10 protein-coding genes are annotated in these 12,630 nt (G+C 58.3%); 1 reads left to right on the top strand and 9 read right to left on the bottom strand.

Annotated features, from left to right (window positions below):
* Positions 1–29: 29 nt before the first annotated feature.
* From B0G52_RS14590 to ilvB, 8 genes are all read right to left on the bottom strand, one after another.
* A complete protein-coding gene (locus B0G52_RS14590) occupies positions 30–1,409 on the bottom strand; it encodes an ATP-binding protein (RefSeq protein WP_094045493.1) in 1,380 nt (459 codons plus the stop codon).
* A gap of 632 nt (positions 1,410–2,041) precedes the next feature.
* Complete coding sequence (locus B0G52_RS14585) at positions 2,042–2,467, bottom strand: hypothetical protein (RefSeq protein ID WP_094045491.1); 426 nt, start codon at positions 2,465–2,467, stop codon at positions 2,042–2,044.
* A 169-nt stretch (positions 2,468–2,636) separates the two neighbouring features.
* Positions 2,637–3,716: a 3-isopropylmalate dehydrogenase gene (gene leuB, locus B0G52_RS14580; protein ID WP_094045489.1), complete on the bottom strand. Its 1,080-nt coding sequence runs from the start codon at positions 3,714–3,716 to the stop codon at positions 2,637–2,639.
* Between the two features lie 813 nt (positions 3,717–4,529).
* The gene (locus tag B0G52_RS14575) at positions 4,530–5,726 is read right to left on the bottom strand and encodes an aminotransferase-like domain-containing protein (RefSeq protein WP_094045487.1); all 1,197 of its coding nucleotides are present in this window, start codon (positions 5,724–5,726) and stop codon (positions 4,530–4,532) included.
* Positions 5,727–5,745: 19 nt separating this feature from the next.
* Positions 5,746–7,296: a 2-isopropylmalate synthase gene (locus tag B0G52_RS14570; RefSeq protein WP_094045485.1), complete on the bottom strand. Its 1,551-nt coding sequence runs from the start codon at positions 7,294–7,296 to the stop codon at positions 5,746–5,748.
* 132 nt (positions 7,297–7,428) lie between these two features.
* On the bottom strand, positions 7,429–8,421 hold the full coding sequence (ilvC, locus tag B0G52_RS14565) for a ketol-acid reductoisomerase (RefSeq protein ID WP_094045483.1): 993 nt from the start codon (positions 8,419–8,421) through the stop codon (positions 7,429–7,431).
* Between the two features lie 155 nt (positions 8,422–8,576).
* Positions 8,577–9,062 (bottom strand): acetolactate synthase small subunit, encoded by a 486-nt coding sequence (gene ilvN / locus B0G52_RS14560; protein ID WP_094045481.1) that lies wholly within the window; start codon positions 9,060–9,062, stop codon positions 8,577–8,579.
* Positions 9,059–10,804: a biosynthetic-type acetolactate synthase large subunit gene (gene ilvB / locus B0G52_RS14555; protein ID WP_094045479.1), complete on the bottom strand. Its 1,746-nt coding sequence runs from the start codon at positions 10,802–10,804 to the stop codon at positions 9,059–9,061. The genes ilvN and ilvB overlap by 4 nt, the downstream gene beginning before the upstream one ends.
* Positions 10,805–11,299: 495 nt before the next feature.
* Between ilvB and B0G52_RS14550 the strand changes: the two genes are divergently transcribed.
* A complete protein-coding gene (locus B0G52_RS14550) occupies positions 11,300–11,746 on the top strand; it encodes a GNAT family N-acetyltransferase (RefSeq protein WP_158223716.1) in 447 nt (148 codons plus the stop codon).
* A 39-nt stretch (positions 11,747–11,785) separates the two neighbouring features.
* Here B0G52_RS14550 and B0G52_RS35915 read toward each other — a convergent pair whose 3' ends face one another.
* Positions 11,786–12,085: a 50S ribosomal protein L33 gene (locus B0G52_RS35915; protein ID WP_094045475.1), complete on the bottom strand. Its 300-nt coding sequence runs from the start codon at positions 12,083–12,085 to the stop codon at positions 11,786–11,788.
* Between the last annotated feature and the right edge of the window lie 545 nt (positions 12,086–12,630).

Genomic DNA, 12,630 nt, shown 5'->3' with positions numbered 1-12,630 from the left:
CTAGCGCAGCTACACCGATTTTACTCGTACTACTCGACGTAAGGCAAATAAATCATGAATTCGGTTCCTTCGCGAATTTGGCTGTTCACTTGAATGGTGCCTCCATGGTTGGTGATGATCCGGTAGCTGACCGACAGCCCCAATCCCGTGCCGGCTTCCTTCGTCGTGAAGAACGGGTCGAACAGCCGGTTCAGAATCGCTCGCTCCATCCCTTTTCCGTTGTCCCTGATGGAAATGACCGCGAACCTTCCCTCCGTTCTGGCCGAAATATCGATGCGTCCTTTTCGCTCCCCGATCACGTCCTGAATAGCGTCTATCGCGTTCTTCATAATGTTCAGCAGCACCTGCTTGATCTGCTTCACGTCGACTGCCACAGTCAGCTCCGGCTCGAAATTTTCACAATGGATTTCACAGCCCTGCATGTTCGCTTCGCTCTCGGAAATGAGAATCGACTCCCTGAGCAGCATGTCCACGAGAACTTTCTGCTTCATCGGCGCGGACGGCTTGGACGAGTTCAGAAACTCGTAAATGATGTCGTTGGCCCGATCGATCTCCGACAAAATAATTCTGCCGTACTCCTGCTTGCCAATCTCCGATAAATAGGGGTTAAGCAGCTGGATGAACCCTCTGATCGAGGTGAGCGGATTGCGGATTTCGTGGGCGATCGCCGCCGCGGTCTTGCCCAGCATCGCCAGCTTGTCGTTCTGGAATGCCGCCTGCTCGATCAGCTTATACTCCGACACGTCCTTCACGCTGACCAAGTAATCCCCCTCCAGCTCGTCCGGCTGCGAGATGCTGACCAGCAGATGGCGTCCGGCGGCGTCCTGGAACTCGTCGTGATAGCGGCGGTACAGCGCCAATCCCCGGTAAATTCTCAGAACGTGCTTGCGGATCGACCGGCTCAGATTTTCGTGAAAAAAAAGCCGGAACAGCGTGCTTCCGATCAACGCCTTGCGAGGAGCCTTCAGCAGTTTCGACATTTGCACGTTCACGAATCGGAGGTTGCCCGCGGCATCGAACAGGGCGACTCCGCTGTCCATATGTTGGAGAACGGTTTCAAATTTGTTCGAAGGCGTCTCGTCCATGTGCTCCGAGTGGATCGCGCCGGCGTTATAGAGCAGCTTGTCCTCGTCCCGCTTCTCTTCGGCCGCTGCCGCTTCGGGCAGGCGCAAGGAAACGAGCAGCTCGGTAATAAACAAAAGAGACCGGTGGACTAACGTCATCCGGTCTTCTGGTTCCGCGTAGGAAAGCAGAAACTTTACGCTCTCTTCATGGTGCCTAAGAATAACGGATGCCGGCAATCCGATCAGTTCGATCCACAGCTCCTGCATTTCCGGTCGAACGACGTGTCCGCCGCTTCGGGCGAACTCCGCGAGAACCGGAAAATAACGAGTTTTCCATCCGTTCATATCGAGAACCCTCCATTGCCAGAGCAGTCTCAGACCCCGCCGCTTCAAATTAACCAAATCATATCTATTAACGATCGCGGATGTCAACCGAAGAAGTTGTCGAGTCGTGACGAACGCATACGGACCGAAGTCATGCGACTTTTGTCGAATAAATCCGCCAAAAAACTACGGCTGACCAATTCGCGTACATGGACTCGTAACATTGAAGTTCTTCGCCAAGCGAGTTGTTCTAAATAGTCGCTTAACGTCTCCCGATTGGCGGTCGAACGGAGGGCGTTGTTCTAAGAAATCGTGTAACGTCTCCCCCATGGTGCTCAAACTAGAGGTGTTGTTCTAAAGAATCGCACATCGGCACTCCAGACTAGGGCGTGTATGCAACCTCCGAGGAAAGCAGATATTGCCGAATTTTCGTTCCATGCAAGGAACTTTTGTGAAGGCGTACCGGAGGTACGCCAAGCAAAAGTGACGAAGCAGGGGCGGTGATAGATGCCCCTGAGCGGGTTTGCTTACACGCCCTAGGATCTGGCGAAGGCTGTATGTCAATTGAGCAGTGGTAGAAAAAAAGGAGCGTCCCGGCATGATCGCACGATCCGCCGGACAGCTCCGAACCTGTTCCGTTTCTATCGCATTGCCTAGACCGCTCCGCCCGGCGCGCGCTTCAGCTTAAGCTTGTGGCGCCGTTGGCTGAGGACGATCAGACGCTTCTTCAACTGCTGCTGCCATTCCGTATCGCCAAGCTCCTTGGCGAAGGTCAGCAGATCGAGAGACATGTCGATCTGATTTTGCACGATCGCCATCGGATCTTCCTCTTCGTTGTTCACGCAATTTTCGTGCAGCGCTTTATCCGATTCATCGACGTAATCCTGGAAGTCGACTTCAGATGCTCCGTCGCCATGCGCATATTCGGCCAAAATTTCGTATTCGTTCTCCACCAAGTAGTGGACTTCGACCCGATGGCATACGGGACAAAACAAAATCGGCACGTTATGGATTCTCGTCCGGTAATGCTTCAGCGTCCCTTTCGTCCCGATCATGCTAGCTCCACAGCAAAAGCTCATCGCCTTCCCTCCCTGAATCGCTAAATCGGTATCCCTTATTCTTCTCACTATATTCTCTACACATGAACACAATTCCTGCCGGAAAATGAGGACGCGAGGTTAAAAACTCCCCGGGGCGCTTGCCCCGGGGAGTTTCTATGACGATCGCCCTCGTTCGGGCGGTCTTCGATTACCTGGCCAATGCCGCGACGATCAGATCGCCCATGGCGGTCGTGCCGATCGCGCTGCTCTTGTCGGTCGCGATGTCTCCGGTGCGGTGTCCGGCGTCGAGCACGTTTTTGACAGCCGTCTCGATCGCGGTCGCAGCGTCCTCATAGCCGAACGTCAAGCGGAACATGAGCGCGACGGACAGAATCGTCGCGATCGGGTTGGCGATGCCTTGGCCGGCAATATCCGGAGCGGAGCCGTGCACCGGCTCGTACAGACCGAAGCTGCCTTCGCCCAGCGATGCCGACGACAGCATGCCGATCGAGCCGGTCAGCATCGCCGCTTCGTCGCTCAGAATGTCGCCGAACATGTTTTCCGTCACGATGACGTCGAAGCTCGACGGACGGCGCAGCAACTGCATCGCGCAGTTGTCGACGAGCACGTGCTCCAGCTCGACGTCCGGATATTCCGGAGCGATGCGGTTAACCGTCTCTCTCCACAGGCGGGACGTCTCCAGTACGTTCGCTTTATCGACGGAAGCCAGACGCTTGCTGCGCTTCTGAGCCACTTCGAACGCTTGGCGAACGATGCGCTCGATTTCCGTTACGTTATAGACGCAGGTGTCGACCGCTTCCTGACCTTGCGCGCCGTCGCGGCGGAACTTCTCGCCGAAGTAGATGCCGCCCGTCAGCTCGCGAACGACGATCAGGTCGGTGCCTTCCAGCACTTCCGGCTTCAACGTGGAGGCATCCTTCAGGCAATCGAACACGACCGCCGGACGAATGTTGGAGAACAGGCCGAGCGCTTTGCGAATGCCGAGCAGTCCGGTCTCCGGACGGAGCTCCTTCGAGTTGTTGTCCCATTTCGGGCCGCCTACCGCTCCGAGCAGCACAGCGTCGGAGTTTTGGCAAATTTCCAGCGTCTCCTGCGGAAGGGGAGTACCCTTCTCGTCGATGGCGATGCCGCCGAACAGGCCGTGCTGGAATTCGAACTTGTAGCCGAACAGCTCCTCCGTCTTCTTCATCACTTTGATCGCTTCCGCGACGACTTCGGGGCCGATGCCGTCTCCGGCGATGACGGCGATTTTTTTAACTTCTGACATCTGTCGTATCCACTCCACCTGTAGGTTATTGTCCATTGAGACTTTCTCTCAATTGTAGTACACTTCGTCCGCGAATGAAAATATATAATAACTATCGTTTCTATAGGCAATGCCTATTTGGAGTTCGCGGCGTGCGAGCTTATTACCTGGTCCCCATCTACGGCGGGACCCCTAAGCTCGCCGGACGAGCTTATTACGGTGTCCCCATCCACAGCGGGACCCTTAAGCTCGCCGGGCGGGCTTATTACGGTGTCTCCGTCCACGGCGGGACCCCTAAGCTCGCCGGACGGGCTTATTGCCGTGTCTCCGTCTACGGCAGGACCCCTAGCTCGCCGGACGGGCTTATTGCCGTGTCTCCGTCTACGGCGGGACCCCTAAGCTCGCCGGGCGGGCTTATTGCCGTGTCCCCGTCTACGTCGGGACCCCTAAGCTCGCCGGGCGGGCTTATTACGGTGTCCCCATCCACAGCGGGCCCCTTAAGCTCGCCGGGCGGGCTTATTACGGTGTCTCCGTCTACGGCAGGACCCCTAGGCTCGCCGGACGGGCTTATTACGGTGTCCCTCGTCCAATGGACCGCCCCCTGATCCAAGGGGATAGCGTAAAAAGAGCGCCAAGCCGGCCTAACCGATCTCGGTTAGGCCGGAGACGCGTCGTCCTACTTCAACCAATATGCTCTTCAGCGTCTGATCGCCCTATTCCACCAATGCACTCTTCAGCGCCTGATCGCCCTATTCCACCAATGCGCTCCATCAGCCTGACGCCTGATCGCCCTGCTCAACCAATATGCTCTTCAGCGCCTGATGCCTGATCGTCCTACTTCACCAATACGCTCTCCATCGCCTGATTGAGGCGCTTCATGCCTGCGACCGTGCCTTCGAAGTCGGTGTGCGTGAAGTTGAGCCGCATCGTGTTGCGGCCCGAGCCGTCCGCGAAGAAGGAGACGCCCGGCACGAACGCTACGCCCAGGTCGACGGCCGTCTTGAGCAGTTCCCCGGTGTCTATCGACTCCGGCAGCTCCAGCCAGAAGAACATGCCGCCCTTCGGCTCGTTCCATGTCACGCCCGGCCATTGCTGCTGCGACAGCAGCTCGGCCATCTGGCGCATGCGCGCTTCGTATTCCTTGCGAACGAACTCGATGTGGCCCGCGAGATCGAAGTGCTCGATCAGCTGATGCAGCGCTTGCTGGTCGAGAGAACTGGAATGCAAGTCCGCGGCCTGCTTGGCGCGGGCCAGATGGCGGATCACTTCCGGATCGGCCATGACCCAGCCGGTGCGCAGCGCCGGAGCGACCGTCTTGGAGAACGTGCTCGTGTAGACGACGCACGAGCCTTGCGGATGCTCATCCAGCGAAAATAAAGAAGGATAAGTCACGGATGCGTCGCCGAATTTCAACTCGCCGTACGGATCGTCCTCGAGAATGAGCGCGTCGCTCGCGCGGCACAGCTCCAGCACGCCCTTACGGCGCTCCAGGCTCCACGCCTTGCCCGTCGGGTTGGAGAACGTCGGGATGACGTATACGAGCTTGGGCGAATGCTCCTTCAGCTTGGCTGCCAGATCGTCCAGCACCATGCCGTCCTCGTCGGCTTCGACGGAGACGAGCGTTGCGCCGTACGAGCGGAACACCTGCAGCGCCGACAGATAGGTCGGCTTCTCGACCAGGATGACGTCGCCCGGGTCGATGTAGATCCGCGTCAGCAGATCGATCGCTTGCTGCGAGCCGGTCGTGATGAGCAGATCGTCCGGCGTAATCGTTACGCCTTTAGGCTCCATCCACTTGCAGATGCTCTCGCGAAGCGGGAGATAGCCCTCCGTCAAGCCGTACTGCAGCGCCTTGTTGCCCGCCGCCAGCACCCGCTCGAACGCTTCCCCGATCGCCGCGACCGGAAAATGCTCCTCCGCGGGCAGTCCGCCCGCGAAGGAGATAATCGATTTTCTCTGCGTCAGCTTCAGAATTTCCCGAACCGCCGACGAGGAGAAGGAGTCGAGCCTTTTGGAATACCGATAGTTCATCCGAAGCTCCCCATTTCTGTTAGATCAGAGTGACGTTGTCGCGCTTGTTGCGCGCAGGCGCGTTGCGTTTGTCGATGAGCCTGTTCAGCGCGTCCACGTAGGCCCGTGCGCTCGCTTCCAGAATGTCCGTGCTGACTCCGCGTCCTTGGGCGGACGTATCCCCTTGCTTCAGAACGACGTGGACTTCGCCCAGCGCGTCCGTTCCGTCCGTGACCGACTTGATCGTGTAATCGTCCAATTCGACCGTCTCGCCGGTCAGCGCGTCGATCGCCTGATAGATCGCGTCGACCGAGCCGTTGCCCTCGGACTCCTTCTTCACGATGCCTTGCTGCGTCTTCAGCGTAACCGTCGCCGTCGGAGTCGCATGGCTGTCGAACGACACGACCAGCTTCTCCAGCGCGAACACTTCCGGCGTCTCGACGAGCTTCTCTTCGAGCAGCGCGCGAATGTCCTCATCGCTGACGTTCTTCTTGCGGTCGGCAAGATCCTTGAACTTGCCGAACGCGGCGTTCACTTGATCCTCCGTCAACTGCTCGTAGCCGAGATCGATCAGCTTCTCGCGGAACGCGTGGCGTCCGGAGTGCTTGCCGAGCACCAGCTTGCTGTCGCGCAGGCCGATCGTCTCCGGCGAGATAATCTCGTACGTCGTCTTCTCCTTCAGCACGCCGTCCTGGTGAATGCCGGACTCGTGCGCGAACGCGTTCGCGCCGACGATCGCCTTGTTGCCCGGCACGACCATGCCGGTCAGCTTGCTGACGAGGCGGCTCGTGCGCGCGATCTCCTTCAGGTTCAGCGTCGTCGTCGCCTGGAAGAACTCCGCGCGCGTCGCCAGCGTCAGGGCCACTTCCTCCAGCGAGGTGTTGCCGGCGCGTTCGCCGATGCCGTTGATCGTGCCTTCCACCTGGTCGGCTCCGTTCAGAATCGCGGCCAGCGCGTTCGCGGTCGCCATGCCGAGATCGTCATGGCAGTGGGCGGACAGCTGAATGCGCTCGATTCCCGGCACCTTCTCCTTCAGCACTTTGAAGATGTTGCCGAACTCCTGAGGCGTCATGTAGCCGACCGTGTCCGGAATGTTGACGACGGTCGCCCCGGCGTTGATCGCCATTTCCGTAACCTGGCACAGATAGTCCAGTTCGGTGCGGCCCGCGTCTTCGGGAGAAAATTCGATTTTGTCGAAATATTGCTTGGCATAGCGAATCGCCCGATCCGCCGTCTCCAGGACCTGATCCTTATCCATCCGCAGCTTGTGCTGGCGGTGAATCGGGGAAGTGGCCAGGAACAGATGGATGCCCGGGTCTTCCGCGCCTTTAAGCGCTTCCTTCACGGCGTCGATATCCTGCTCCCGCGAACGGGCAAGGCCGATGACGGTGGCGTTCTTGACCGCTTTCGCCACGGCGTTGACCGCCGCCAGGTCGCCTGGAGAAGCCGCGGGGAAACCGGCCTCAATGCGGTCGACGCCCAGCTTCTCGAGCTGCAGCGCGATCTCTACCTTCTCTTGAGTGTTCAAGTTCACGCCCGGAGACTGCTCTCCGTCGCGAAGCGTCGTGTCGAAAATATAAATTTTTCTCATGTCGGGGGAATTACCCGCACCTCCTGAAGCAAATCTGAGCTATCTTCAAATTATAGCACACCGTCTGTCGTTATTTAACAAAAACCCCGGCAGCGCATGCCGGGGTTTCGTATCCGCGCGTGGCGGTTGGTCTTATTTCTTGATCCAGTGCATCATGCCGCGCAGCTGAGCGCCGACGACTTCGATCGGATGCTCGGCTTCGTTGCGGCGGGTAGCCGTCAGGAAGGCGCGTCCGGATTGGTTTTCAAGGATGAAGTCGCGAGCGAACTTGCCTTGCTGGATGTCGGACAGCACGCGTTTCATTTCCTTCTTCGTCTCTTCCGTTACGACGCGAGGGCCGGTGACATAGTCGCCGTACTCCGCCGTGTTGGAGATGGAGTGGCGCATGGACGCCAGTCCGCCTTCGTACATCAGGTCGACGATCAGCTTCAGCTCGTGCAAGCACTCGAAGTAAGCCATCTCAGGCGCGTAGCCCGCTTCGACAAGCGTTTCAAAGCCGGCTTTGACGAGCGCGGAAGCGCCGCCGCACAGAACGGCTTGTTCGCCGAACAGGTCGGTTTCGGTCTCTTCCTTAAACGTCGTCTCGATAACCCCTGCGCGGGTACAGCCGATGCCTTTGGCGTAAGCCATGCCGATCTCGAACGCTTTGCCCGTACCGTTCTGATGAATGGCGATCAGTCCCGGAACGCCGAAGCCTTCGACATAAGTGCGGCGAACCATGTGGCCCGGGGATTTCGGAGCGACGAGCAGAACGTCCGCGTCCGCCGGAGCGACGATTTGGCCGAAGTGTACGTTAAAGCCGTGGGAGAACATCAGAGCGGCGCCTTTTTTCAGGTTAGGCTCGATTTCGTTTTTATAGACGCTTGCTTGCGTCTCGTCCGGCATCAGAATTTGCACGACGTCCGCTTTGCGGGTAGCGTCGGCGACGGACAGTACTTCGAAGCCGTCGTTGCGCGCGCTTTCCGCGGATTTGCCTTCGCGCAGACCGATGATGACGTTTACGCCGCTGTCGCGGAGGTTTTGCGCTTGCGCGTGTCCTTGGCTGCCGTAACCGATAACTGCGATCGTTTTGCCTTTAAGAACGCCGAGGTCGGCGTCTTTCTCATGAAACAAGTTAACTGCCATTGAACTGTGTTCCTCCTTAAAATAAGTCAATATTTGTCGACCCTCGAAGCGGGCGTTCCAAGAGAGACGGCTCCGGCGGCCCGGTTCGCGCGTCGGGTTTCTCTCCTCGAATACCCGCTCCGCGGGTACGATTGCTTGTCCAGGCCAAGGGCTCCTTATCTGGCGCCCCTGTTCATCGCCGTTACGCCCGTCCGCGACAGCTCGCGGATGCCGTAAGGCTTAAGCAGCTCGATCATCGCGTCAATCTTCTCCGAATCGCCGACGACCTGAACGATCAGGCTCGACGGGCCGATATCCACGACCGCCGCGCGGAACGTCTCCACGATGCCGAGAATTTCGGGGCGCATCGACGGCTCGGCGCTGATCTTGATCAGGGCGAGCTCGCGGCCGACCATCGGGTTGCCGCTGACGTCGATGACTTTGATGACGTCGATCAGCTTATACAGTTGCTTCTGAATCTGCTCCAGCGTATGGTCGTCGCCCGTCGTGACGATGACCATACGGGACAGACCCGGCTCCTCGGAAGCTCCGACGGTAATGCTCTCGATATTGAAGCCGCGGCGGCCGAACAGGCCGGAAACCCGTTGCAGCACGCCAGGCTGGTCGTTGACGAGAATCGCTATCGTAAATTTACGGTTCATTCGGCATCCCCCATGATCATCTGGTCGATCGTGCTACCTTGGGTAACCATCGGATAGACGTTTTCGTGCTTGCGAACGACGAACTCCACGACCGCCGGACCCGGATGCTCGAGCGCTTCCTTCCAGACGCGAAGGGCGTCGTCCTTGTTCGCGGCGCGATAGCCTTTCACCCCGTAAGCTTCCGCCAGCTTGACGAAATCCGGACTGCCGGCCAGATCGATGTGGCTGTACCGGTTGTCGTAGATCAGTTCCTGCCACTGGCGAACCATTCCGAGCACCTGGTTGTTGATGATGACCACTTTGACCGGAATGTTGTTGATCGCGCAGATCGCCAGCTCCTGGGCGCACATCTGCATGCCGCCGTCGCCGTTGATCGAGACGACCGTTCTGTCCGGGTTGCCCATCTGGGCGCCGATCGCGGACGGAAAGCCGAAGCCCATCGTTCCGAGACCGCCCGAGGTAACCCATGAGCGCGGCTGGTTAAACGGGTAGTATTGCGCCGCCCACATCTGATGCTGGCCGACGTCCGTCGTGACGATCGCGTCGCCGCGCGTCGTCTCGTGGATCATCGAGACGACCCATTGCGGCTTCAGTTCCGTCTCCGAATCCACGTAGGAATAAGGCTTCTCGGCCTTCCATTCCTGAATCTGCTTGCGCCAGGCGTCCGCCTTCGCCGCAGGTTTGACAAGGGCGTTCACCTGCTGCAGCACCGCCTTGACGTCGCCGACGATCGGAATGTCGGTCGGCACGTTCTTGCCGATCTCCGCCGGATCAATGTCGATGTGAACGATCTTCGCTTTCGGCGCGAAGCCGGACAGCTTGCCCGTGACGCGGTCGTCGAAGCGCGCGCCGATGTTGATCAGCAGATCCGCCGACTGGATCGCCGTATTCGCCGTCCACGTGCCGTGCATGCCGGGCATGCCCATGTGCAGCTCGTTGCCGCTCGGGAAGCCGCCCAATCCGAGCAGCGTCGTCGTCGTCGGAATGCCCGTCTTCGTGACGAACTCGTACAGTTCTTCGTGCGCCCCGGAGTAGACGACTCCGCCGCCCGCCAGAATGACCGGTTTTTCGGAGCTTTCGATCGCGCGGATCAATTTGTCCACCTGGTTTTTGTTCGGTTGGACCGTCGGGTTGTACCCGCGAAGCTGCACGCCGGATACCGGCTGGAACAGCGTCTTCTCGGCCGACACGTCCTTAGGAATATCGATGAGCACCGGACCTTTGCGTCCGCTGTTGGCAATATGGAACGCTTCGTGAATGATGCGGGGCAGATCCTCCGCCTTGCGCACGAGATAGCTGTGCTTCGTGATCGGCATCGTGATGCCGACGATATCCGCTTCCTGGAAAGCGTCCGTTCCGATCAAATGCGTCGCTACGTTGCCCGTAATGACGACCAGCGGCACCGAATCCATGTACGCGGTCGCGATGCCCGTGACCAGGTTTGTCGCCCCCGGGCCGGAAGTCGCGATGCAGACGCCGACTTTGCCGGTGGAACGGGCGTAGCCGTCCGCCGCGTGAATAGCGCCCTGCTCGTGCCTCGTCAACAGATGGTGGAAATCGTCGAAGCCGTGCATAGCGTCGTAGATGAAGAGCACCGCGCCGCCCGGATAGCCGAAGACGCACTCCGCACCCTCCAGTAACAGACTGCGAAGCAGCATTTCCGACCCGGTGATCACTTCCGGCTTGCTCCATTTTGCGATCAATTCTTCTTTGGATTTGATGGTAGTTTCCTGTGCGCTCATCTTTTTTCCTCCTTTCAACGAATCAAAAAAGCCCTTCGTCCCGACGACAAAATGACGTCTAGGGACGAAAGGCTAATAGCTTCCGTGGTACCACCCGAGTTTGCCGGTCACCTCGCGATGACGGCCTTATAAAGTACGAGGCAGATCATGCCGCCGTTCGTACTCCAAGCGCAATAACGAGCGCCACTCCGATTCTCCCTAATGAGCCTTGCGGCGGTTCAGGGGAACAGCTCCGAGGAGACTTCGCTAACAGGGATTAAGGCATCGGTCTCAGCTAATCCGACGCTCTCTGAGCATAAGAGCCCTATCGCTTTTTCCTCATCACGGCTATTGAATGTTCAGTCGATTTAGCATTTATTATATTCCCCGCGGGGACATTCGTCAATACACATCTTAGCCGTTCCGGGCGGAACGACTTGTTCATACGTTATAAAACCGCAATTCCGCAGCTTCCGGGCCTATGTCGAGCTTCTATAAAAAGAAGGAGGAATACCGTTGATCCGATGGAGAAGAACTCGCGACGACAAAGCCATCGTGGAACTCGTCCGCACGCAGCTCGTTCCGATCTCCCCTTGGCAGCATCCCAGGGACGGAAGATTGCATGCGGATATCGTCAAGCGGCTTCGCAAAGGCGCTACGCTGGTCGCGTCGAAGACGGACCGAAGCCCCCCGCTCGGCTTTCTCCACATGGAGTTTCGGCATCCGAAGCTGTTCATCGACTTGCTGGCCGTAGATTCCAGGCATCAGAACAAAAAATACGGAACGGCGCTGATGCAGCGCGCCGAGATCTACGGACGAAGCCAGGGCTGCGTCGCGTCGCACGTATTCGTCGACGATCATAATTATCGGGCTCTGCGGTTTTACCGCCGGCTCGGTTACGATACGCTCAGCGTTATTCCGTCGTTAAAAGTCGTCGAGCTCTTCAAGTCCTTATATACGTAAATGCGCGCACAGGGCGTCGTCGCGGGTGGAGACCGCCGTTTACCACCAGCCACCGCCCCAACCGCCGCCCAATCCTCCGCCGAAGCCGCCTCCCCAGCCGCCTCCGCCCCAACCGCCTCCCCAGCCTCCGCCGGCCACCGTGCCCAGCGCCAGCAGATCGAACAGGACGAGCGGAAGAATCGCGTTGGTCCTCGCTTTTTTGCCTCGCGGCTGCTCCAGAATGAGCTTGTCTCCGGAGATCCGGACAAGCTTGCCCGAAGCGACCGAGCCGTCCTTGCGGACCGCGTAGACGTGCTTTCCAAGCAGCTTCCGCGCTTGCGAACGGGTGATGTTCGCCATTTCGCACCTCTCCCTTCTTAGCCCGGACATGCCTGCGGCGCCCGCCTCGCTCCCGCGCAGGCGCCGCTTTACGGTTGTCCGTCATCCTTCAGCTTATGGCCGGAAGGCTTGTCGCGCTTGTACCTCTGTCCGCGTGCCGCAAATAGGGGCGTAAACGGATCGGCGAGCTTCAATGCGGCTGATCGGAGGAACATCAAAGCTTCGATGCAGCATTTTCTCCTTTTTGTAGGAATTTATCCTTTTTATATATTTTTCTCCCTTCATTTTCCGATTTTCGGGTTTATTTTATAAGTAAGCGTTTTCTTTTCAGGCTTTCCCCATACGCTTCTACCGCTTCTCGCTAATTCCCGTCCCTGTCCGCCGCACCGCTCGCGCACTCAGTCGCCGATGATCGTATCAGGTCCGATTACCGAACGAGTAAAGGGGGTGATGGTTTTCCTGCCGATCCTGTAATTCCTCGCCGAACCGTCGTTGCGTCCTCATGTTCCGCCCATTTCAGCGATCCGTCAAAATCGGAGGTGATCAAAGAAACTTTTCTGTTCAAA

Origin of the sequence: Cohnella sp. SGD-V74 (assembly GCF_003001675.1) — a bacterium.
GTDB lineage: Bacteria > Bacillota > Bacilli > Paenibacillales > Paenibacillaceae > Cohnella.
This window is presented reverse-complemented; position numbering and strand designations above follow the sequence as displayed.

Excerpts from the sequence above, each read along its gene's own strand:
- ilvN (WP_094045481.1), bottom strand. The coding sequence starts at position 9,062 with ATGAACCGTAAATTTACGATAGCGATTCTCGTCAACGACCAGCCTGGC.
- B0G52_RS14570 (WP_094045485.1), bottom strand. The coding sequence starts at position 7,296 with ATGAGAAAAATTTATATTTTCGACACGACGCTTCGCGACGGAGAGCAG.
- ilvB (WP_094045479.1), bottom strand. The coding sequence starts at position 10,804 with ATGAGCGCACAGGAAACTACCATCAAATCCAAAGAAGAATTGATCGCA.
- ilvC (WP_094045483.1), bottom strand. The coding sequence starts at position 8,421 with ATGGCAGTTAACTTGTTTCATGAGAAAGACGCCGACCTCGGCGTTCTT.
- B0G52_RS14590 (WP_094045493.1), bottom strand. The coding sequence starts at position 1,409 with ATGAACGGATGGAAAACTCGTTATTTTCCGGTTCTCGCGGAGTTCGCC.
- leuB (WP_094045489.1), bottom strand. The coding sequence starts at position 3,716 with ATGTCAGAAGTTAAAAAAATCGCCGTCATCGCCGGAGACGGCATCGGC.
- B0G52_RS14575 (WP_094045487.1), bottom strand. The coding sequence starts at position 5,726 with ATGAACTATCGGTATTCCAAAAGGCTCGACTCCTTCTCCTCGTCGGCG.
- B0G52_RS35915 (WP_094045475.1), bottom strand. The coding sequence starts at position 12,085 with ATGGCGAACATCACCCGTTCGCAAGCGCGGAAGCTGCTTGGAAAGCAC.
- B0G52_RS14585 (WP_094045491.1), bottom strand. The coding sequence starts at position 2,467 with ATGAGCTTTTGCTGTGGAGCTAGCATGATCGGGACGAAAGGGACGCTG.